This window comes from Serratia sp. FS14 (assembly GCF_000695995.1).
GTDB classification, from domain to species: Bacteria; Pseudomonadota; Gammaproteobacteria; order Enterobacterales; family Enterobacteriaceae; genus Serratia; species Serratia nematodiphila.
This window is the reverse complement of record NZ_CP005927.1, coordinates 4,138,950-4,160,991: the sequence shown is the minus strand read 5'-3', so window position 1 is coordinate 4,160,991 and position 22,042 is coordinate 4,138,950. Positions and strand designations below refer to the sequence as shown.

The 22,042-nt window shown below is 61.5% G+C and carries 20 protein-coding genes and 2 tRNA genes; 17 read left to right on the top strand and 5 right to left on the bottom strand.

Annotated elements, in window-relative coordinates:
* Positions 1-73: 73 nt before the first annotated feature.
* On the top strand, positions 74-451 hold the full coding sequence (locus L085_RS18980; protein WP_074469396.1) for a helix-turn-helix domain-containing protein: 378 nt from the start codon (positions 74-76) through the stop codon (positions 449-451).
* Here L085_RS18980 and L085_RS18975 read toward each other — a convergent pair.
* Positions 448-1,353 (bottom strand): transporter substrate-binding domain-containing protein, encoded by a 906-nt coding sequence (locus L085_RS18975; RefSeq protein WP_044031471.1) that lies wholly within the window; start codon positions 1,351-1,353, stop codon positions 448-450. The genes L085_RS18980 and L085_RS18975 overlap by 4 nt on opposite strands.
* Before the next feature lie 221 nt (positions 1,354-1,574).
* Between L085_RS18975 and hinT the strand changes: the two genes are divergently transcribed.
* From hinT to L085_RS18930, 9 genes are all read left to right on the top strand, one after another.
* Complete coding sequence (gene hinT, locus L085_RS18970; protein WP_004928776.1) at positions 1,575-1,925, top strand: purine nucleoside phosphoramidase; 351 nt, start codon at positions 1,575-1,577, stop codon at positions 1,923-1,925.
* A gap of 11 nt (positions 1,926-1,936) precedes the next feature.
* On the top strand, positions 1,937-2,326 hold the full coding sequence (locus L085_RS18965; RefSeq protein WP_025302428.1) for a YcfL family protein: 390 nt from the start codon (positions 1,937-1,939) through the stop codon (positions 2,324-2,326).
* Between the two features lie 26 nt (positions 2,327-2,352).
* Complete coding sequence (gene lpoB, locus L085_RS18960) at positions 2,353-2,943, top strand: penicillin-binding protein activator LpoB (protein ID WP_044031470.1); 591 nt, start codon at positions 2,353-2,355, stop codon at positions 2,941-2,943.
* Entirely contained in the window at positions 2,924-3,790 is an 867-nt protein-coding gene (gene thiK, locus L085_RS18955; protein ID WP_044031469.1) for a thiamine kinase, read from the top strand. Before lpoB ends, thiK begins: the two co-directional genes overlap by 20 nt.
* Before the next feature lie 37 nt (positions 3,791-3,827).
* The gene (gene nagZ, locus L085_RS18950) at positions 3,828-4,847 is read left to right on the top strand and encodes a beta-N-acetylhexosaminidase (RefSeq protein ID WP_044031467.1); all 1,020 of its coding nucleotides are present in this window, start codon (positions 3,828-3,830) and stop codon (positions 4,845-4,847) included.
* A gap of 79 nt (positions 4,848-4,926) precedes the next feature.
* Positions 4,927-5,469 (top strand): alpha/beta hydrolase YcfP, encoded by a 543-nt coding sequence (ycfP, locus tag L085_RS18945; protein WP_015377468.1) that lies wholly within the window; start codon positions 4,927-4,929, stop codon positions 5,467-5,469.
* A gap of 332 nt (positions 5,470-5,801) precedes the next feature.
* Positions 5,802-7,106, top strand: coding sequence for an NAD(P)/FAD-dependent oxidoreductase (locus L085_RS18940; RefSeq protein ID WP_004928794.1), 1,305 nt, complete (start codon positions 5,802-5,804; stop codon positions 7,104-7,106).
* A 357-nt stretch (positions 7,107-7,463) separates the two neighbouring features.
* Positions 7,464-8,000, top strand: a complete 537-nt coding sequence (locus tag L085_RS18935) for a glycine zipper 2TM domain-containing protein (protein ID WP_004928798.1) — start codon at positions 7,464-7,466, stop codon at positions 7,998-8,000.
* A gap of 264 nt (positions 8,001-8,264) precedes the next feature.
* Positions 8,265-8,744 carry an Rrf2 family transcriptional regulator gene (locus tag L085_RS18930; RefSeq protein WP_015377469.1) on the top strand — a complete coding sequence of 160 codons (480 nt, stop codon included), beginning with the start codon at positions 8,265-8,267 and terminating at the stop codon, positions 8,742-8,744.
* A 64-nt stretch (positions 8,745-8,808) separates the two neighbouring features.
* Here the strand turns inward: L085_RS18930 and sdeB are convergent, their stop codons facing one another.
* Complete coding sequence (gene sdeB / locus L085_RS18925; protein ID WP_044031466.1) at positions 8,809-11,952, bottom strand: multidrug efflux RND transporter permease subunit SdeB; 3,144 nt, start codon at positions 11,950-11,952, stop codon at positions 8,809-8,811.
* Positions 11,953-11,976: 24 nt separating this feature from the next.
* Complete coding sequence (sdeA, locus tag L085_RS18920; protein ID WP_044031464.1) at positions 11,977-13,164, bottom strand: multidrug efflux RND transporter periplasmic adaptor subunit SdeA; 1,188 nt, start codon at positions 13,162-13,164, stop codon at positions 11,977-11,979.
* A gap of 296 nt (positions 13,165-13,460) precedes the next feature.
* On the opposite strand from sdeA, the gene L085_RS18915 reads away from it, so the two are divergent.
* The gene (locus L085_RS18915; RefSeq protein WP_044031463.1) at positions 13,461-13,817 is read left to right on the top strand and encodes a helix-turn-helix domain-containing protein; all 357 of its coding nucleotides are present in this window, start codon (positions 13,461-13,463) and stop codon (positions 13,815-13,817) included.
* 220 nt (positions 13,818-14,037) lie between these two features.
* On the opposite strand, the gene L085_RS18910 is transcribed toward L085_RS18915, so the two are convergent.
* Both L085_RS18910 and L085_RS18905 read right to left on the bottom strand, forming a co-directional pair.
* Positions 14,038-14,127, bottom strand: a tRNA-Ser gene (locus tag L085_RS18910).
* A 472-nt stretch (positions 14,128-14,599) separates the two neighbouring features.
* Positions 14,600-14,689, bottom strand: a tRNA-Ser gene (locus L085_RS18905).
* 447 nt (positions 14,690-15,136) lie between these two features.
* Here L085_RS18905 and L085_RS18900 point away from each other — a divergent pair.
* The 6 genes from L085_RS18900 (at position 15,137) to L085_RS18875 (ending at position 22,034) form a co-directional block, all read left to right on the top strand.
* The gene (locus L085_RS18900; protein WP_049870688.1) at positions 15,137-16,603 is read left to right on the top strand and encodes a peptide MFS transporter; all 1,467 of its coding nucleotides are present in this window, start codon (positions 15,137-15,139) and stop codon (positions 16,601-16,603) included.
* A gap of 127 nt (positions 16,604-16,730) precedes the next feature.
* Positions 16,731-17,672, top strand: coding sequence for a glyoxylate/hydroxypyruvate reductase GhrA (ghrA, locus tag L085_RS18895; RefSeq protein ID WP_044031461.1), 942 nt, complete (start codon positions 16,731-16,733; stop codon positions 17,670-17,672).
* A 90-nt stretch (positions 17,673-17,762) separates the two neighbouring features.
* Entirely contained in the window at positions 17,763-18,500 is a 738-nt protein-coding gene (locus L085_RS18890) for a phosphatase (protein WP_004928821.1), read from the top strand.
* 42 nt (positions 18,501-18,542) lie between these two features.
* On the top strand, positions 18,543-19,121 hold the full coding sequence (locus L085_RS18885; RefSeq protein WP_015377474.1) for a molecular chaperone: 579 nt from the start codon (positions 18,543-18,545) through the stop codon (positions 19,119-19,121).
* Between the two features lie 157 nt (positions 19,122-19,278).
* The gene (locus tag L085_RS18880) at positions 19,279-19,932 is read left to right on the top strand and encodes a DUF533 domain-containing protein (RefSeq protein WP_044032096.1); all 654 of its coding nucleotides are present in this window, start codon (positions 19,279-19,281) and stop codon (positions 19,930-19,932) included.
* Positions 19,933-20,000: 68 nt separating this feature from the next.
* Complete coding sequence (locus L085_RS18875; protein WP_044031460.1) at positions 20,001-22,034, top strand: prolyl oligopeptidase family serine peptidase; 2,034 nt, start codon at positions 20,001-20,003, stop codon at positions 22,032-22,034.
* Positions 22,035-22,042 lie beyond the last annotated feature (8 nt).

The following is a 22,042-nucleotide window of genomic DNA, read 5'->3' as shown; positions in this document are numbered from 1 at the left end:
CGGCATTATTTGCGCTATAGTTCCTTTTGCATAGTAGGCACCTTTTGGATACTAAAGGACGAGGAGGGATGAAATGACGGCGCAAGCGCCCTTAGCGGCGGAAAATAATTTGGCGGCGTTGCCGACGGCGGGCGAACCCTGCCCGATGGTGGACTTCGTCAATCTGGTGTCGGGTAAATGGGCGATACCGATATTGTACCGGCTGATCATGATCGACGGCCCGGTGCGATTCAGCGAGCTGCAGCGGGCGGTGGCGCCCATTGCGCAGAAAGAGCTGACGCGCCAGCTGCGGCTGTTCGAACAGCGCGGCCTGGTGACGCGGCAGGTGTTTCCCGAAGTGCCGCCGCGGGTGGAGTATCAGGTCACCGCGCTGGGCAAATCGCTGCGGCCAACGCTGGACTCGCTGGCCGAGTGGATGCGTCGGCATGCGCCGCAGCTGATCGGCGGCTAGTCGCCGATGCCCGGCGGGTTGATGGTTGAACGCTCGACCTTTTCGTCGCCTTCGCCCCAGCGTTCCAGCACCTGCGCATATTCGCCGCTGACGATCGCGCCATTGATCGCGGCGTTGACGGCGTTCACCAGCCCGTTGCCTTTTTTGGTGGTGACCGCGACATAGGCCACGTTGGGGCCGATGCCGACCATTTTGGTTTTGCCGGTCAGCGCCGCCTTGTAGGCGCCGGTGGAGTGGGGGCCGAAGAACGCATCGGCGCGCCCGGACTGAATGCTCAGGTTGGTGGCGGCGTCGTCGGTCACGTAGATCGGCTGTACCGGCGGCAGCCCGGCGGCGCGATTTTGCTTATCCCATCCCAGCAGAATGTTTTCCTGATTGGTGCCGGATCCGACGATGATCCGCAGCCCGGCGACGTCCTGCGGCCGATTGATAGAGGCGATCTTGCTGGTGGATTTGACGTAAAAGCCCAGCGTGTCCATCCGGTAGGTGGCGAAGTCGAATTTGGTTTTGCGCTGTTTGGTGACGGCGATGTTGAAGATCGCCGCGTCGTATTTGCCGGCGCTGATGCCCAATGGCCAATCCTCCCAGGAGGTGGGCACTAGGTTCAACTCTAGCCCGAGGCTGTCGGCCACCAGGCGGGCGATGTCCGGATCGCTGCCGATCAGCGTTTTATTGTCTTCGGCGAACAGCGCCAGCGGCGGGGAGTTTTCGAACGCCACCGCCACCGTCAGCTTGCCTGGCACCGCGAAGTGAAAGTTCGCCGGGATCAGCGCGATAGCGGCGGGATTCTTCTCTGCGTGTATCGGCTGTCGGTTAGCCTGCAGGTCGATACCGCCCGTCGTGGCCGCCTGCACGGCGGCGCTCAGCAACAGCGCGCACAGCGCCGAAATTCTCGGTAACATAACGCCCTCTATCCTTTGTTAATCATGGAGTTACTATTGGCGGCGGCGCGGGGCAAGTAAAGCAACAATAGTGAATAACCAAAGTGAAAAGATGCACAAGCGGGGGGCCGGGCTGCGCGAATCTGCAGCACTCGACGTGGAAAGTGCGCAATCAGGTTGAAAGCAGTAGAATTTGTCACTCATACTGCGTACAGCTAATTGTGTAAAACAAGGAACGCCAGATGGCCGAAGAAACGATTTTCAGTAAAATTATCCGCCGCGAAATCCCTGCTGATGTGGTTTACCAGGATGAACTGGTGACCGCTTTCCGTGACATCTCCCCCCAGGCGCCTACCCATGTGCTGATCGTGCCCAACGTGCTGATCCCAACCGTCAACGACGTGACCGTGGAGCATGAGGCCGCGTTGGGCCGCATGATCACCGCCGCGGCGAAAATCGCCGAACAGGAAGGCATCGCCGAGGACGGCTACCGTCTGATCGTCAACTGCAACCGCCACGCCGGTCAGGAGGTCTATCATATTCATATGCACCTGGTCGGTGGCCGCTCGCTGGGGCCGCTGCTGTCACGTTAAGCGAGGAAATCATGCGCGGTAAAAAAACTCTGCGTTGTCTGATGGCGTTGGCGCTGCCCGCCGCGTTGCTGATGGGGTGCAGTTCGCCATCCGGCATCGCGGTTAACCGGGGGCAAACGGTGGTGATGGATCCTTCGGTGCTGACCGCCGGCATTTTTGCCGATACGCCCTCTGTCTCGAACGCTTCCGGGCGGGTGATGGCGACTTCGGTGCTCAATAACAGCCAACCGACGCCGGTCACCGTGCATTATCGTTTCTATTGGTACGACGCGCAGGGGCTGGATATTCGCCCCTTCGAGAAACCGCGTGAGATCGTCGTGGCGCCTAACTCGGACGCCAAAATCTACTCGATTAACGGTAATCTGGAAGCTAAAAGCGCGCGTCTGTATCTGTACCTGTAAGCGCTTGCCAGGTTTGGAGAGAAAGCATGAAAAAGTACGTCTTAGTGGCGCTGGCCGCATTCACCCTGAGCGGCTGTCTGTCGCGTCCGCCTGAGCCGGATCAGCCGTTGCCGCCGGTCACCGCCGAACCGGAACAGCCGACGCCGCCGGTCGAGCAGCCGCAGCCGCCAACCACCGAGCCGGTGCCGCAGCCGCCGAAAATCCAGCAGCTTGACTGGCTGGGCAGCGTTCAGCCGCTGGTGAATCAGATGCTGAAGGCCGATGGCGTCACGGCCGGCAGCGTGCTGCTGCTGGACAGCGTCAAGAACAACACCAACGGTTCGCTGCAGATGGGCAAAGCCACCGCGGCGCTGTATAAGGCGCTGGCGTCGAACTCCACCTTCAGCGTGGTGCCGGAAGCGAAGCTGACCAGCGCCAGACAAACGCTGGGCCTGTCGGCGGATGACAGCTTCGGTTCGCGCAGCAAGGCGATTGGCCTGGCGCGCATCGTCGGCGCGCAGTACGTGCTGTACAGCGACGTCAGCGGCGACGTGAAGTCGCCGGCGCTGGATATGCAGTTGATGCTGGTGCAAACCGGCGAGATCGTCTGGTCGGGCAATGGCGCCGTTAAACGCTGAGGCCGCGCTGCGACAACTGATGGAAACCAGACTGCCGGCGGTGAATACCGCCGGTTGTCATTTCAGCCCGGTGCAGGGGCTGACCGGCGAGAGCTGGCGCATCGACGGATCGGGCATCACGCTGCTGGCGCGGCAAAACAGCGCGGAGAAACGCGCGCTGGGCGTGAGCAGACGGCGGGAAGCGCAGGTCTTGCGTCGCTGCGCGTCGGGGCTGGGGCCACGGGTTTTCGCGCAGAATAATCAGTGGCTTGTCCTCGAATGGCTCGAAGGTGACATCGTCACAGAAGCTGAGTTTGACGCGCTGAATCAGCGCGGCGAGCTGGCGGCGATGGCGACGACGCTGCATCGGCGGCCGCTCAGCGGTTACCGGCTGGATCTGCGGCGGCAGTTCCTCCGCTACTGGCAGCAGCTGGATACGCGGCGTTTAACCCCTGCCTGGCTGCGTTGGCAGCGTCATTTCTTACGCTGTGCGCCGCCGCGGCCATTACGCCTGGCACCGCTGCACATGGACATCCATCCGGGCAATTTGCTCGCGACCGGCGAGGGGCTGCGGCTGATCGACTGGGAGTATGCCGCCGATGGCGATGTGGCTCTGGATATCGCCGCGCTGTTTCGCGGCAACGGCTGGGCGGCCGAGCCGCAGCAGCGCTTTTTGCAGCACTACGCGCGTCAGGGCTATCACGATGTCGCCCGGCTGCAGGCGCAGGTGTGCCGCTGGCTGCCGTGGGTGGATTATCTGATGCTGCTGTGGTTTGAAGTGCGCTGGCAGCAGAGCGGCGACGTTGAATTTTTGCGCTGGGGCGCGGCGCTGCGCCGGCAATTCTGTTTATCATCATCCGAATTCTGAATGAACAATATGAAGTGAGGTACCCGTGGGCCCAGTAATGCTAGATGTCGCCGGCTACGAGCTGGATGCAGAAGAACGCGAGATTCTGAAACACCCGCTGGTTGGCGGATTGATCCTGTTTACCCGCAATTTCCACGATGCGGAGCAGCTGCGTGAGCTGGTGCGCCAGATCCGCGCCGCTTCGCACGATCGGCTGGTGGTGGCCGTGGATCAGGAGGGCGGGCGCGTGCAGCGCTTCCGCGAAGGCTTCACCCGCTTGCCGGCGGCGCAATCGTTCGCCGCCTTGAACGATGCGCAAGAAGGCGGCCGCCTGGCGCAGGAGGCCGGCTGGCTGATGGCGGCGGAGATGATCGCGCAGGATATCGACATCAGCTTTGCGCCGGTGCTGGACATCGGCCATGCCAGCGCGGCGATCGGCGAGCGTTCGTTCCACAGCGATCCGCAGCAGGCGTTGGCGATGGCGGAGCGCTTTATCCTCGGCATGCGCAGCGCCGGCATGAAAACCACCGGTAAGCACTTCCCGGGGCACGGCGCCGTCAGCGCCGATTCGCACAAGGAAACCCCGCGCGATCCGCGGCCGCTGGCGCAGATCCGCGAGCATGACATGGCGATCTTCCGCGAGCTGATCAATCGTCAATTGCTGGACGCCGTCATGCCGGCTCACGTCATCTATACTGAAGCGGACCCGCGTCCGGCCAGCGGCTCGCCGTACTGGCTGCAGCAGATCCTGCGTCAGGAGCTGGGCTTCGACGGCGTGATTTTCTCCGACGATCTGTCGATGGAAGGCGCCGCCATCATGGGCAGCTACGCCGAGCGCGGCCAGGCGGCGCTGGATGCCGGTTGCGACATGATCCTGGTGTGCAACCACCGCGAAGGTGCGGTCAGCGTGCTGGATAACCTGTCCCCGGTCAAAGCAGAGAAGGTGAAGCGGTTATATCATCGCGGTCAGTTCACCCGTCAGGAACTGCGCGACTCCGAGCGCTGGCAGCAGGCGCACAAGGCGCTCAGCGCGCTGAGCGAACGCTGGGAGGAGCACAAGCAGCGTTCGCAAGGGTGAACCCAGGCGCCGCATCGCGGCGCGGAGCGGAAATGATGAGGGCCGCGCCCGCGGCCCTTGGCTTGTTGCGAGGATCCACATGATTATCTATTTGCACGGCTTCGATTCCACCAGTCCCGGCAATCATGAAAAGGTATTACAGCTGCAGTTTATCGATCCGGACGTGCGCTTTATCAGCTACAGCACGCTGCATCCGCGTCACGACATGCAGCATCTGTTGAAGGAGGTGGACAAGGCGGTGCAGCAGGGCGGCGATGCGCACCCGTTGATCTGCGGGGTTGGCCTCGGCGGCTTCTGGGCGGAGCGCATCGGCTTCCTGTGCGGCATTCGCCAGGCGATGTTCAATCCCAACCTGTACCCGGAAGAGCACATGCACGGCAAGATAGACCGGCCGGAAGAATATCGCGATATCGCCACCAAGTGCGTGGAGGATTTCCGCGAGAAAAACCGCGATCGCTGTCTGGTGGTGCTGTCGCGCCACGACGAGGTGCTGGATAACCGGCGCAGCGCCGAATTGCTGCATCACTACTACGAGATCGTGTGGGATGAACAGCAGACGCACAAGTTCAAAAACATCTCTCCGCATCTGCAGCGGCTCAAGGCGTTCAAGGCGCTGGGTTAACAGTTTCATAACGCTGCCGCGAGCCGCGCGCCCCGTTTTTCACCGGCGGAAAGTGCGGCTTTTTTGTACGTCAAAGCAAGATTCCGTGTGGCAATCGGCAAAATTTAAAACTGTGACTCAGCGCTAACTATTTGAATCGCAATCCCCAAAAAATCCCCGCGTCCAGCCTTTAACCAAAAAAATTTGATGTACATCAATTTTGGTATGACCAAATAACCTCACATGCTATTCTGGCTGCAGAGAGCCGATTTATTTTAAGCGAACCCTATGTATTCTAAGGATATTATTTATTTACCCTGGGATAACAAATGGTTCACATTTAGGGGGTTATTTTGACAACGCCAAAGAAGAAAATCGTTATTGTTGGCGGCGGCGCCGGTGGTTTGGAGCTGGCGACCAGCCTGGGCCATAAACTTGGCCGCAAGAACAAAGCCGAGATCACGTTGGTGGATCGCAACCACAGCCATTTGTGGAAACCGCTGTTGCACGAAGTGGCGACCGGTTCCCTCGATGACGGCGTAGATGCGCTCAGCTACCTGGCGCATGCGCGCAATCACCATTTCAGCTTCCAGCTGGGGTCGTTGACCAACATCAACCGTGAGACGCAAACGCTGCAGCTGGCGCAGATCTGCGACGAGCAGGGCGGCGAGCTGGTGCCGGCGCGCGAATTGCCGTACGACATTCTGGTGATGGCGCTGGGCAGCACCTCGAACGATTTCGGTACGCCAGGCGTGAAAGAGCACTGCATCTTCCTCGATAACCCCCATCAGGCACGTCGTTTCCACAACGAAATGCTCAACCTGTTCCTGAAGTTCTCGGCGCAGCCGGGGCAAAAAGAGCGGGTCAACATCGCTATCGTCGGCGGCGGCGCCACCGGCGTTGAACTGTCCGCCGAACTGCACAACGCGGTGAAGCAGTTGCACAGCTACGGCTTTGAAGGCCTGGACAACAGTGCGCTCAACGTGACGCTGGTGGAAGCCGGCGAGCGCATCCTGCCGGCGCTGCCGCCGCGCATTTCAGCCGCCGCGCACCAGGAGCTGATCAAACTGGGCGTGCGCGTGCTGACCAACACCATGGTGACCAGCGCGGACGCCAAGGGGCTGAACACCAAGGGCGGCGAATTCATCGACGCCGATCTGATGGTGTGGGCGGCCGGCATCAAGGCGCCGGACTTTATGAAGGACATCGGCGGCCTGGAAACCAACCGCATCAACCAGCTGGTGGTGGAGCCGACGCTGCAGACCACGCGCGATCCGAACATCTTCGCCATCGGCGACTGCGCTTCCTGTCCGAAAGAGGGCGGCGGTTTCGTGCCGCCGCGCGCGCAGTCGGCGCACCAGATGGCTTCGCGTTGCGCCACCAATATTCTGGCGCTGATGAACGGCCAGACGCTGAAGCCTTACGTGTATAAAGATCACGGCTCGCTGGTGTCGCTGTCGCGCTTCAGCACCGTCGGCAGCCTGATGGGCAACCTGATGCGCGGTTCGATGATGGTGGAAGGGCGCATCGCGCGCTTCGTCTACATCTCGCTGTATCGCATGCACCAGGTGGCGCTGCACGGCTACATCAAAACCGGCCTGATGATGCTGGTGGGCGGCATTAACCGGGTGATCCGCCCGCGCCTGAAGATGCACTGATCCCGCCGTTGTCGATCAACCCGCGCCGGTTCGCCCGCGCGGGTTTTTTTTATGGCGGCGCGAGGCTAACGGCGGCGGTTGCTTGATTCTTCAGCATAAGCTGTCGCCGACATGGGTAAAATTCTTAAGATTCCTCCTAAACAACGGCAAAATGGCCGTTTTCCCGCATTTTTGGTCCCCTTGTCTTATTGCGAGCCCTCAAATCATTGTGCAGACTTTACCTCGTTTACAGACGGCGCGTCGCGCACGCCGTAAACCGGGATACCGCCAGCCGCCCATGCGCAAAATAATAAGCGCGGTGCCAGCCGGTAACAGACCCCGGAAAAAATGCGTGGTAACACTTTCAGGAGGTTTCCTGTGAACAAGTCAATGTTAGCCGGTGTTGGAATTGGTATCGCTGCCGCTCTGGGGATTGCCGCGGTAGCCAGCCTGGACGTCTTTTCTGCCGGTCCGCAATATGCGCAGGTGCTCGCCGCCACACCGATTAAAGAAACCATCAAAACGCCGCGTCAGGAATGCCGCAACGTCACCGTGACGCACCGCGCACCGGTGCAGGATGAAAACCGCATCGCCGGCTCTGTGCTGGGCGCAGTGGCGGGCGGCGTGATTGGCCACCAGTTCGGCGGCGGTCGCGGGCGCGACGTGGCGACCGTGGTCGGCGCGCTGGGCGGCGGCTACGCCGGCAACCAGGTGCAAGGGGCGATGCAGAACAACGACGTCACCACCAGCGTTCAGCAGCGTTGCAAAACGGTCTACGACAAGTCCCAGAAAATGCTGGGCTATGACGTGACCTACAAGATCGGCAATCAGCAGGGCAAGATCCGCATGGATCACGATCCGGGCACGCAAATCCCGTTGGATAAAAACGGCCAGCTGGTGCTGAACAGAGCTTGATCGCCACATTCGAATTAAACCCGCGGGCAGTGTTAGTTCTGATCGTTTAACCCGGTTAAGCGAGCGGCGTTAACATTGACGCGGGTTTCTGTTTTCTGCCTGCCCAAAAGTTTGCGATCGTTCTAATGTCTGCGTGCGATATCGCTGGGCGAAACTTCAAAAAAGCCCCTGCGTTTGTTATATTATTGTGCAATTAAGCGGTGTTATCGGCGCCAATCGCCACACCGGCCAAACCCGAGTATTTCGTCTCGCAGAGATAACGACATGTTAGATTTTCGCTTTCCGACAGCGTTGCAAATGGTCCTTAGCGTCGCCGTAGCTGAGAAGCAGGGCATGCGTTCGACGAGCGCCACCCTCGCCGCCGCTCTGGAAGCCAACCCCAGCTTTATCCGCAAACTGATGGTGCCGTTGACCAAAGACGGCATCATCGTTTCCACCTTGGGCCGAAACGGCTCTATCCACCTCGGCCGCCCGGCGGAAGAGATCACCCTGCGGGACATCTATCTGGCGGTAATCGACGACAAGCGCATCTGGGCTTCCCGCCCTGAAGTGCCGGCTCGTTGCCTGGTGAGCGCCAACGCCTGCTGGTATTTCAAATCGGTGGTGAACGAGGCCGAGCAGGCTTCGCTCGCGGTGCTGGCGCGCCACACCGTGGCCGACTCGCTGGCCGAGCTGGAGCGGGGCGACAAGCGCGCCTGCGCGGAATACGCCGCCGAGCAAGAGGCTGAAGCCGCCGGTAAATAATGCCGGATGGAGCGCATAAAAAAGGTCGGGCATTGCCCGACCTTTTTGCATTTCAGGATGATGATTACGCCGTCTGCGGCTGCGCTTTGCGCGCCACCAGGCGCCGCAAGGTGACGTAGAACACCGGCGTCAGGAACAGCCCGAACAGGGTGACCCCCAGCATGCCGGAGAACACCGTGATGCCGGTGACGCCGCGCACTTCGGCGCCGGCGCCATGGCCAAGGATCAGCGGGATGGTGCCGGCGATGAAGGCGATGGAGGTCATCACGATCGGCCGCAGCCGCAGGCGGCAGGCCTCCAGCGCCGCTTCGACGATGCCTTTGCCCTGCATTTCCAGTTCGCGGGCGAACTCGACGATCAGAATGGCGTTTTTGCAGGCCAGCCCCATCAGAACGACCAGCCCGACCTGCACGAACACGTTGTTGTCGCCGCCGGTCAACCACACGCCGAACAGCGCCGACAGCATGGTCATCGGCACAATCAGGATCACCGCCAGCGGCAGCGTCCAGCTTTCGTACAGCGCCGCCAGCGCGAGGAACGCCAGCAGCACCGCCACCGGGAACACCACCAGCGCGGCGTTGCCCTGGGTCGATTGCTGGTAGCTCAGATCGGTCCACTGGATGTTCATGCCGTTCGGCAACAGCTTGCCGGCCATTTGCGTCAGCGCGCTCATCGCCTGGGTAGAGGAGAGGACGCGCGGATCGGCGTCGCCGATCAGGTCCGCCGCCGGGAAACCGTTGTAGCGGATCACCGGATCCGGGCCGTAGGTGGTGCCGATGCTGACCATACTGCCGATCGGCACCATTTCGCCTTTGTCGTTGCGGGTACGCAGGTTGGCGATGTCTTCCACGCTGTCGCGGAACTGGCCGTCGGCCTGCGCCATCACCTTCCAGGTGCGGCCGTAACGGTTAAAGTCGTTGATGTAAGACGAACCGAGGTAGGTCTGCAGCGTGCTGAACAGCGCATTGAGCGGCACCCCCTGGGCCTTGGCCTTGTCGCGATCGATTTTGGCGTCCAGCTGCGGCACGTTGGCCTGATAAGAGGAGATCGGGAAACCCATGCCCGGCGTTTGCATAATGGCGCCGGACATCGTGTTGATCGCGGTCTGCAGCGCGCCGTAACCCAGCCCGGCGCGATCCTGCACGTACAGTGAATAGCCGGAGCCCTGGCCGATGCCGAGGATCGGCGGCGGCATGATCGAGAAGGCGAAGCCTTCCTGGATCTGTGAAATGCGCGCGTTGATCTCGGCGTTGATCTGCGCCGCGGTGCGGGTACGGGTGCTCAATGACTCCAGCGCGAAGAACACCGTGCCGGTATTCGGCGTATTGGTGAACTGCAGCGCATTCAGGCCGGGGAAGGCCACCGCATCGGTGACGCCGTCCACGCTCAGGCCGATGGCGCTCATCTTGCGGATCACCGCATCGGTGCGCTCCAGCGAGGCGCCTTCCGGCATCTTCACGCCGCCGATCAGGTATAGCTTGTCCTGCGTCGGGATAAACCCGCCGGGTACGGTCTTGAACATCACGCCGGCGGCGGCCAGCAGCAGCAGGTAGACGACGAACACCGCGCCGCGTCGGCCAAGCACGCGGGATACCCCGTGCTGATAACGCTGCGAGCCGCTGGCGAAGAAGCGGTTGAACGGCCGGAACAGCCAGCCGAACAGCCGGTCGATCAGGCGCGACGGCAGGTCTTTCGGCGCGCCGTGCGGTTTCAGCAAGCGCGCCGCCAGCGCCGGCGACAGGGTCAGCGAGTTGATGGCGGAGATCACCGTCGAGATGGCGATGGTGACGGCGAACTGCTTGTAGAACTGGCCGGTGACGCCGGAAAGGAACGCCATCGGCACGAACACCGCACACAGCACCACGGCGATGGCGATGATCGGTCCGGAGACCTCGCGCATCGCCTGGTGCGCCGCCGCCAGCGGCGACAGCCCCTCTTCGATGTTGCGCTCGACGTTCTCCACCACCACGATGGCGTCATCCACCACGATGCCGATCGCCAGCACCAGCCCGAACAGGCTAAGGGTGTTGAGCGAGAAGCCGAGCAGATACAGCGCGGCGAAGGTGCCGACCACGGAGATCGGCACCGCCAGCAGCGGAATGATCGAGGCGCGCCAGGTCTGCAGGAACAGAATGACCACCAGCACCACCAGGATCACCGCTTCCAGCAGGGTGTCCACCACCGCGCGGATCGAATCACGCACGAACACCGTCGGATCGTACGGCGATTTCCAGCTCATGCCGTCCGGGAAGCGCGTCGCCAGCTCGGCCATTTTGCCGCGCACCGCGTCCGACAGCTCGATGGCGTTGGCGCCCGGCGACTGGAAGATGCCGATGCCGACCGCATCCTTGTTATTAAGCTGGGCGCGCAGCGCGTAGCTGCCGGAGCCCATTTCGATGCGCGCCACGTCGCGCAGCCGCACGATCTCGCCGTTATCACCGCTCTTGAGAATGATGTTGCCGAACTCTTCTTCGGTTTGCAGGCGCCCCTGGGCGTTGATCGACAGCAGATAGTCGCTGCGCGTCGGCATCGGCTCCGCGCCAAGCTGGCCGGCGGAAACCTGCACGTTCTGCTCCTGCATGGCGCTCACCACGTCGGAGGCGGTCAGCCCGCGCGCGGCGACCTTGTTCGGATCGAGCCAGATGCGCATCGCATATTCGCCGGCGCCGAAGATCTGCACCTGGCCGACGCCCGGCAGGCGGGCCAGTTCATCCTTGACCTTCAGGGTGGCGTAGTTGCGCAGGTACAGCGAGTCGTACTTGCCGGAAGGCGATACCAGATGTACCACCAGCGTCAGCGCCGGTGACTGTTTCTGGGTGGTGATGCCCTGGCGGCGCACGTCTTCCGGCAGGCGCGCTTCGGCCTGCGCCACGCGGTTTTGCACCTGCACCTGCGCCTGATCGGGATCGGTGCCCGGGCGGAAGGTGACGGTGGTCACCAGCACGCCGTCGGAACCGGCGACCGATTTCATGTACATCATGTTTTCGACGCCGTTGATCGCTTCCTCCAGCGGCGTGGCCACCGTTTCAGCGATCTCTTTCGGGTTGGCGCCCGGGTATTCTGCACGCACCTGCACGCTGGGCGGCACCACGTCCGGGTACTCGCTGATCGGCAGCAGCGGGATGGCTATCACCCCGGCGACAAAAATCAGTATCGACAGCACCGCGGCGAAGATCGGCCGGTCGATGAAAAAGCGGGAAAAGTCCATGGGTCAGAAGTCTCTGCTGGGAGCTTAGTTAAGCGTGGAGGCGATAGGGTTCATGGCGACGGCTTTCGCGTCGACCGGCATGCCCGGCATAAACACTTTCTGCATGCCGTCGACGATCACCCGATCGCCGTTTGCCAACCCTTTCTGCACGATGCGCAATCCTTCGGCCATGCGGCCCACGTCAATGTCGCGGCGCTGCGCCTTGCCGTCTTTATCGACGATGTAAACGAACTTGCGGTTCTGGTCGGTCATCACCGCTTTGTCGTCGATCAGCATGGCGTTGAACTCGGCGCTGCCGGGCATCTGTACCCGGGCGAACAGCCCCGGCGTGAAGCGGCGATCGCGGTTGTCGAGCAGGGCGCGCATGCGGATGGTGCCGGTCCCGGCGTTCAGTTGGTTATCGGTGAAGTCCACCAGCCCCTGATGCGGAGTGCCGTCTTCGCCTACCAGGCCGACTTTCACCGGCAGGCGGGCATCGTGCCGGCCTTGCTGCTGATAGCGCAGGAAGGTGGCTTCATCCACGTCGAAATAGACGTAGACCTTGTCGAGCGACACCAGCGTCGTCAGCACGCTGGCGCTGTCGCCGGCGGTGACCAGGTTGCCGGCGGTGATCATCGCGCGGCTGGCGCGCCCGTCAATCGGCGCGGTAACGCGGGTAAAGTCGAGATTCAGCTGCGCCATATCGAGCTGGGCCTGCGCCGCCAGCACGTTGCTTTGCGCCTGCGCGGCGGATGACCGGCGCTGCTCCCATACTTCCTGAGAGATGGCCTGAGTGCCGATCAGTTTCTCGGTGCGCGAGGATTCGCTGCGCGCCAGGGCGGCCTGATTGCGCGCCCGCACCAGCTCTGCCTGCGCCTGTTCGCGCGCGGCGCGGTAGGTGCGATCGTCGATAGTGAACAGCACCTGGCCTTTTTTCACCTCGTCGCCTTCGGTGTAGTTGACCCGCTCGATGTAACCAGAGACCCGTGGGCGCAGTTGCACGCTTTGCACCGCTTCGACCCGGCCGTTGAAGGCATCCCACTGGCTGATTGGCTTGACCACTACGCTGGCGGCGCTGACCACCGGCGGCGGTGGCGGGGCGTTGTGCGCGACGCTGTTGTCGCACCCGGCGAGCAGGGCGGCCAGCAGCGCCACCCCGGAGAGCCGCTGACCCAGAGCGACGGCGCGCGTGCGGCCGCCGGCGTTGAACGATGAGTTTGGTTGATTTGCCATTATTTTTATTCCGATAAGTAAGCGCGGTCAGGCCCCATACCCGGCCCTGTTCTCCGGGATTCGCCCCCGCGCCGGCGTGCGGTGAGGGGGCGGCTGCACCGTGCAGCGGCGCAACGTTAGGTTTTGAAACATATTGGTGTCACATTAATGTATCAATATCGGTTACATTAATTGGGTGGAGTATAGAGGCGGCCTTCTGTTAAATGCAATAATAAAAATTGCATTTAAAGCGAAACTGTTGCAACGTATGCGCACTGGGCAGTGATTGACCCTGCCGACATGATGGGAGCATCAGCATGAACACGACGGGTTTCATTACCGATTTGAAGACGTGGATCGACAACAATCTGGAAGAAAAACTGGATATCAACACCGTAGCGGACCGCGCGGGCTACTCCAAATGGCATCTGCAGCGCATGTTCAAGCGCCAGACCGGCTATGCGCTCGGGGAGTATATCCGCATGCAAAAACTGAAGGTGTCGGCGGAGCGCCTGGCCAACAGCGGCGAGCCTATCGTCAGCGTGGCGATCTCGCTCGGCTTCGACTCACAGCAGTCGTTCAACCGCAGCTTCAAACGCCAATTCGGCCAAACGCCGGGCGATTGGCGCCGCGCGCTGGCGCAGCCGGCGTCAATGGGGCGCACGCACCACTGAGCGGTTGGCGAGTGGGGATAAAAAAGCCTGAATTTGCGTTCGGGCTTTTTTGTCTATGTGGAACGAGGGATAGATTCGCTGCGCTCACCCTGCGGGCCGCCATTGGCGGTCCAAAACGCAGGCGTTTTGTCGAACCCTGTCGAGGGTTCTCACCCTCCCGATCGGTGCGATATACATACAAAAAAGCCTGAACTTTCGCTCAGGCTTTCTCGTTAGAATATGGCGGTGAGGGAGGGATTCGAACCCTCGATACACTTTCGCGTATACACACTTTCCAGGCGTGCTCCTTCAGCCACTCGGACACCTCACCATATTTTTTTTGTTGCGAAATCATCGCTGCAACGGGGCGCTACTATAGGGAGTGGGGCCGATCCGGTCAAGAATAATTTCTGTGTTTTTGTTCGTCCGCTCAAGCCGTGTTCACTTTGCTGAAAACTGCGGCGAACGGCAGGGCGGAAGCCATGAAAGAGCGAGAACATCAGGGGTAAGGTTCGTGGATAACCGGCGGAAATGGGAATCACGGTCACAGAGGGAGGGAGATGCGCTGCGCACGCCCCTCTCGGCGGTGCGCCATGCAAAAAAAAGCCTGGACGCGAATCCAGGCTTTCTCTTTGAATTTGGCGGTGAGAGAGGGCTTGATTCGCTGCGCTCACCCTATGGGCCGCCGTTGGCGGTCCAAAACGCAGGCGTTTTGTCGAACCCTGTCGAGGCTTCTCACCCCTCTCGGCGGTGCATCATGCAAAAAAAAGCCTGGACGCGAATCCAGGCTTTCTCTTTGAATTTGGCGGTGAGAGAGGGGTTCGAACCCTCGATACACTTTCGCGTATACACACTTTCCAGGCGTGCTCCTTCAGCCACTCAGACACCTCACCGTTTTGTTGTCGAAAACGCTTTGCGCTGTCGACGGGCGCTAATGTAGGAGAATCTGATCTCAGCGTCAACCCTCTTATTTCATTCTCATGACTGTTTAGCCAAACTTGCAGCAATTTGCTGATTTACCGAACGATATTCCCACTCTTGGCCACCGGCGGGCAGGGCGGACTGCGTTCAAAACGCGTGAAAGATGATTGTTTGACCTTTTTCTGTACGAGTGGCTCAATATATCGCCAATGAGATCGGTCTATTTGCTGTTATATGCATTAATACTGGATTATTAGTCAAATGTGTCGCTAAATGGAATTATGTCGGCGCGGCGTTTTTGGCAAGGAACATCACGGCGCCGCGCAGATTGCCGGGAGACAGGCCGGCGATATCGCAGACAGGGACAGACTCATTACATAATAATGCAGTAGAGGTTCGTTTTGACTCCTTCAGATGCCATGCCGGCGCCGCAAGCGCGCCATGCCATTCCCCCCGGTGCGGGGGCGCTGTTCTTCATCCAGATCTTCGCCACACTGGGCTTCGCCGTGCTTTACTCCACGCTGGTGCTGTACGCCACCAAGCGATTGGGCTTCAACGAAAGCAGCGCCAACGCCATGATGGGCGTGTTCGGCGCCTTCAACTATGGTCTGCACATGTTCGGCGGCTACCTCGGCGGCCGTTTCCTCAGCAACCGCAACCTGTTCGTGCTGGGCATGGTGCTGCAGGTGATCGGCTGCGCGCTGATTGCCGTCGCGGGCGTGTGGGGGCTGTACTGGGGGCTGGCGATGTTCCTGACCGGCAGCGGCCTTAACGTGACCTGCATTAATATGATGCTCACCCAGCGTTTCAAACCGGACGATGACCGGCGCGAATCGGCATTCCTGTGGAACTACGCCGGCATGAACCTCGGGTTCTTCGTTGGCTTTACCGTCGCCGGGTATTTCCAACTGACGGAAAACTATCGCGCGCTGTTCCTGTTCGCCACGCTGGGCAATGCGGCGGCGATCATCGTCGCCGTCTGCCGCTGGCGGATTCTGGCGGATCTCAATACGCCGCTGCACGATGCCAGCCGCAGTCAATACCGTTGGCGCATGCTGGTCGGGCTGGCGGTGCTGGTGGCGCTGGTGCCGATTATCCGCGTGATGCTGACCCACGCCGAGTTCAGCGGCCATTTCGTGATCGTGCTCGGCGCGCTGATCTTCCTGATGCTGTGCGTGGTCACGCTGCGCCACCATCCGCGCGATGAGCGCCGCAGAATGGCGGCCTATCTGATCCTGGCGCTGGGGTCGCTGGTGTTCTGGGCGCTGTATCAGCTGGCGCCGATGGGGCTGATGCTGTTCTCCGAGCACAACATCAACCTGAACGTTTACGGCATTCAGGTGGCGCCGCAGTGGATCCAGAATATCAACACGCTGGTGATCGTGGTGGGCGGCCCGCTGCTGGCCTGGTGGTTCAACCGCCTGCGCGCCCGCGGTTGCAACATCGACATTCCGCTGCAGTTCTCCGGATCGCTGTTCTGCATCGGGCTCGGCATGCTGGTGCTGCCGCTGGGCATCAGCATGGCCGGCGGCGACGGGCTGGTGGCGTTTAAATGGATCGTCATCAGCTATGTGCTGCAAAGCGTCGGTGAATTGATGATCTCGCCGATCGGTTACGCGATGATCGGCAAGCTGGCGCCGCCGCGCTATCAGGGCGTGATGATGGGCTGCTGGATGATGGTGACCGGCGTCGCCTCGGTGCTGGCGGGCTACGTCTCCGGCCTGATGCCGGAAAACAGCGGCAGTACGCCGCTGCAAACCAATCCCGGCTACAGCGAAATCTTCAGCGCACTGGGCTGGGGGGCGACGGGCGTCGGCTTGGCGATGCTGATCCTCATTCCGCTGTTGCGGCGCCTTATCCGGCGCGACGGTCCGTCTGCCGCCTGATTTGGCGAGAATACACAGCAGCCCCACTGGTCGGGGCTGTTTTTATTTTGGGCTTTAACGCTTGCATCCGGCGGCGAATCGCGGAAGGCTGAAGGAAAACCAATAAAAACAAACCGGAGCCCGCAGTATGAACATCATCTATTACCACCCCTTGTTTAACGCCCAGGAATGGCTGACCGGCATCAAGCAACGCCTGCCGCAGGCCGAGATCCGCGAATGGCAGCGCGGCGACGAGCGGCCGGCGGATTACGCGCTGGTATGGCGCCCGCCGCACGAAATGTTAGCCAACCGCCGCGATCTGAAAGCGGTGTTCGCCCTCGGCGCCGGCGTCGACGCCATTCTCGATCAGGAGCGCAAACACCCCGGCACACTGCCCGCCGGCGTGCCGCTGCTGCGGCTGGAGGATACCGGCATGGCGCAGCAGATGCAGGAATATGCGCTGAGCTATGTGCTGCGCTATTTCCGCCGTTTCGACGAGTATCAGGCGTTGCAGCAGCGGCAGGAATGGCAACCGCTCGATCCGCACTCGCTGGATGATTTCACTATCGGCATCCTCGGCGCCGGCGTGCTGGGGCAGAGCGTGGCGCGCAAGCTGACCGAGTTTGGCTTCAGCGTACGCTGCTGGAGCCGCAGCGCCAAACAGATCGACGGCGTGCAAAGCTTCGCCGGAGAGGCGCAGCGCGGCGCTTTTCTCGACGGCGTCAAACTGCTGATCAACCTGCTGCCCAATACGCCGGAGACCGTCGGCATTCTCAACCGCGAGCTGTTCGCGCAACTGCGGCCGGGCGCTTACCTCATCAACATCGCGCGCGGCGCGCATCTGGTGGAGGCCGATCTGCTGGCGGCGCTGGAGCAGGGGCAACTGGCCGCCGCCACGCTGGACGTGTTCGCCCGCGAGCCGCTGCCGCAGGATCACCCGTTCTGGCGTCATCCGCGTGTCACCATTACCCCGCATATTGCTGCCATCACGTCGCCGCAGCAGGCGATGGATCAGATCGCCGCCAGCATCCGCGCGCTGGAGGCGGGGCATGCCCCGGCCGGCGTGGTCGACAGGCAACGGGGTTACTGAGCCTTCAGCCGCCGTTCGGTAACTGATAAGCTGTTATCGTCATCGCGCCTGCCCGTACCTTTGCGGGCGGGCCCTCTGGAAGGAGAAACAATGTACCCCGTTGATTTGCATATGCACACCGTCGCCAGCACCCACGCCTACAGCACGCTGCACGATTACATCGCCGAAGCCCAGCAGAAGGGCATCAAGCTGTTCGCCATCACCGATCACGGCCCGGACATGGCCGATGCGCCACACTATTGGCACTTCATGAACATGCACGTGTGGCCGCGCCGGGTGAACGGCGTGGGCATTTTGCGCGGTATCGAAGCCAACATCAAAAACCTGCAGGGCGATATCGACTGCACCGGCCCGATGCTGACGGCCACCGACGTGATCATCGCCGGTTTCCATGAGCCGGTGTTTGCGCCGCAGGATAAAGCGTCCAATACTGAAGCGATGATCGCCGCGATGGCGCAGGGAGACGTGCATATCATCAGCCACCCCGGCAACCCGCGTTACCCGATCGATATTCCCGCCGTCGCGGCGGCGGCGGCCAAATACGAGGTGGCGCTGGAGCTGAATAACTCGTCGTTCACCCACTCCCGCAAGGGCAGCGAGGCCAACTGCCGGGCGATCGCCGCCGCGGTGCGCGACGCCGGCGGCTGGCTGGCGCTGGGTTCGGATTCGCACGTCGCTTTTTCACTGGGTAATTTCGAGCACTGCGAGCGCATCATCGAAGAGGTGGGCTTCCCGCAGGAGCGCATTCTCAACGTCAGCCCGCGCCGGTTGCTGGATTTTCTCGAGCGGCGCGGCAAGCCGGCGATTGCGGAATTGGCCGATTTGTGACATCGTCCCGGCAAAATTTTCCGTATTGTATAAGGCATTATCATGAATGAGTTTTCCATTGTCTGCCGCGTGCTGGGTACGCTGTTCTACCGCCAGCCGCAGGATCCGCTGCTGGTGCCGCTGTTCGCGTTGATCAAAGAGGGCAAGCTTCAGCAGCACTGGCCGCTGGAGCAGGATGACCTGCTGAAGCGCCTGCAGCAGGGCTGCGACGTCAACCAGCTGGCGACCGACTTTAACGCGATGTTCGTCGGCAGCGAATGCAGCGTGTCGCCGTTCCGCTCCGACTACGTCGAAGGAGCCAGCGAAGCGGAAGTGCGCACCTTCCTGCAGCAGCGCGGCATGCCGCTGGCGGAGGCGCCGGCCGACCATTTCGGCCAGCTGCTGCTGGCCGCTTCCTGGCTGGAGGATCAGTCGCAGGAAGATGAAGCGCAGGCGCAGATCGCGCTGTTCGACGAGTTTCTGCTGCCGTGGTGCGGCCGCTTCCTCGGCAAAGTGGAAGCGCACGCCACCACCGGTTTCTACCGCACGCTGGCGCTGATGACCCGCGACGCCATCCAGGCGATGCGCGACGAGCTGGCGGAGTACGAGCAGGACGACGAAGCGGGCGACGAAGACGCGTAACGCTGCAGCCATCCAGGCGGGCCGCCCGGCCCGCCGATCCGCTAAACACAGGTTTGCATCCCCCAGACGTAAATTGACAAAAGATCCCCTAATCTGGCGGTTTACCGTCGGTTCGGCCGCGCCTGCGCGCCGCGCTTTTTCACGCAAGGGGTAGATGATGAAAAGTAACTGGATGCAGCAGATTCAAACGTTGATCGGGCAGAAGGCCGGCGCGATGGGCGGGGCGGAAGGCATCGGCAAGCTGCTGGCGCCCACGGCGCTGGGCGGTTTGGTCGGCGTGCTGTTGGCCAACAAATCCTCGCGCAAGCTGGTGGGCAAGTTCGGCAAGAATGCGCTGATTATCGGCGGCAGCGCGGCGGTGGGCGCGGTGCTGTGGAACAAGTATAAGCAGCGGGTGAAAGAGACCCATCAGGACGAACCGCAGTTCGGTTTGCAAACCACGCCGGTGGATCTGCGCGCCAAGCGTTTGGTGCAGGCGTTGGTGTTCGCCGCCAAGAGCGACGGCCATATCGATGCCGACGAGCAGCGCGCCATCGATCACAGCCTGTCGCAGCTGCAGGTGGGGGAAGAGGCGCAGGCCTGGGTGCAGGAAGCGCTCGATCAGCCGCTCAACCCGGAATTGATCGCCCGCAGCGTGCAAAACGAAGACGAGGCGCTGGAGGTTTACTACCTGAGCTGTCTGGTGATCGACGTCGATCACTTTATGGAGCGCGGCTACCTGGATGCGCTGGCGCAGGCGCTGAAGATCCCGGTGGACGTCAAGCAGGGCATCGAGAGCGACGTCAACGAGAAAAAGCGCGAGCTGGCATAGCGCCGCTTGGCAAGCCGGGGGGAATCGTGTCACTCTTGCCGCAATCTATGTAAGCGGATGATTTAGCAATGATGACCCCACCGAAAGCGGAAAAACGCCCTTATCCCATCACCATCCACGGCGACACGCGCGTGGATGACTACTACTGGCTGCGCGACGACGAGCGCGCAGACCGCCAGGTGCTGGACTACTTGCAGGCGGAGAACGCCTACACCGATGCGATGCTGAAGCCGCAGCAGGCGCTGCGCGAAACCCTGTACGAAGAGATGGTGGCGCGCATTCCGCAGCAGGAACATTCGGTGCCTTACGTGCGCCACGGCTATCGTTATCAGACGCGCTACGAACCGGGCAACGAATACGCGATTTATGTGCGCCAGCCGCAAACCGAGAGCGAGCACTGGGAAGTGCTTATCGACGGCAACCTGCGCGCCGAGAACCACGAGTTTTACACCCTGGGCGGGCTGGACGTCAGCCCCGACAATCAGCGGCTGGGGGTAGCGGAAGATTTCCTGTCGCGCCGCCAGTATGACATTCGCTTCAAGAACCTGGCCGACGGCAGCTGGGCGGACGAAGTGTTGGAAAATACCTCCGGCAGCTTCGAGTGGGCTAACGACTCCTCGACGGTGTACTACGTGCGCAAGCACGCCAAGACGCTGTTGCCGTATCAGGTCTATCGCCACGTGGTGGGCAGCGATCCGCGGCAGGATGAGCTGATTTACGAAGAGCTGGACGATACCTTTTACGTCGGGCTGGAGAAGACCACCTCCGAGCGTTTTATCCTGATCCACCTGAGCAGCACCACCACCTCGGAGATCCTGCTGCTGGACGCCGATCGTGCGGACGCCAAGCCGCAGCTGTTCGTGCCGCGCCGCAAGGATCACGAGTACGCCATCGATCACTATCACCAGCATTTCTACATCCGCTCCAACAAGGACGGCAAGAACTTCGGCCTGTACCAAAGCGAGCAGGCGGACGAAGCGCAGTGGCAGACGCTGATCGCCCCGCGCGCCGACGTGATGCTGGAGGGCTTCAGCCTGTTCCGCGATTGGTTGGTGGTGGAAGAGCGCAATGCCGGCCTGACGCTGCTGCGCCAGATCCACTGGCAGACGGGCGAAGAGAAGCGCATCGCCTTCGACGATCCGACCTACACCACCTGGCTGGCGTATAACCCGGATCCGGAAACCGCGCTGCTGCGCTACGGCTATTCGTCGATGACCACCCCGACCACGCTGTACGAGCTGAACATGGACAGCGGTGAGCGGACGATGCTCAAACAGCAGGAGGTGAAGAACTTCACGCCGGAAAACTACCGCAGCGAGCGGGTGTGGGTGAAGGCGCGCGACGGCGTCGAGGTGCCGGTCTCGCTGGTGTATCGCCAGGACAGCTTCCAGCGCGGCGCCAACCCGCTGATGGTGTACGGCTACGGCTCTTACGGCAGCAGCATGGATCCGGCGTTCAGCGCCAGCCGCCTGAGCCTGCTGGATCGCGGTGTCGTGTTCGCGCTGGCGCACATTCGCGGCGGCGGTGAGCTGGGGCAGCTGTGGTATGAAGACGGCAAACTGTTCAACAAGCAGAACACCTTCAACGATTTTATCGACGTGACCGAAACGCTGATCGCCCAGGGGTACGGCGACGGCAAGCGGGTGTTCGCCATGGGCGGCAGCGCCGGCGGCCTGCTGATGGGCGCGGTGATCAATCAGGCGCCGCAGCTGTTCCACGGCGTGGTGGCGCAGGTGCCGTTCGTCGATGTGGTGACCACCATGCTGGACGAGTCGATCCCGCTGACCACCGGCGAATACGACGAGTGGGGCAACCCGAACGAGCAGGCCTATTACGACTACATCAAACAGTACAGCCCGTACGATCAGGTGAAGGCGCAGGCATACCCGCATCTGCTGGTGACCACCGGCCTGCACGATTCGCAGGTGCAGTATTGGGAGCCGGCCAAGTGGGTGGCCAAGCTGCGCGAGCTGAAAACCGACGATCGGCAGCTGCTGCTGTATACCGACATGGATGCCGGCCACGGCGGAAAATCCGGCCGCTTCAAGGCCTATGAGGATATTGCGCTGGAGTACGCCTTCATTCTGGCGCTGGCGGAGTAACGGCGAAC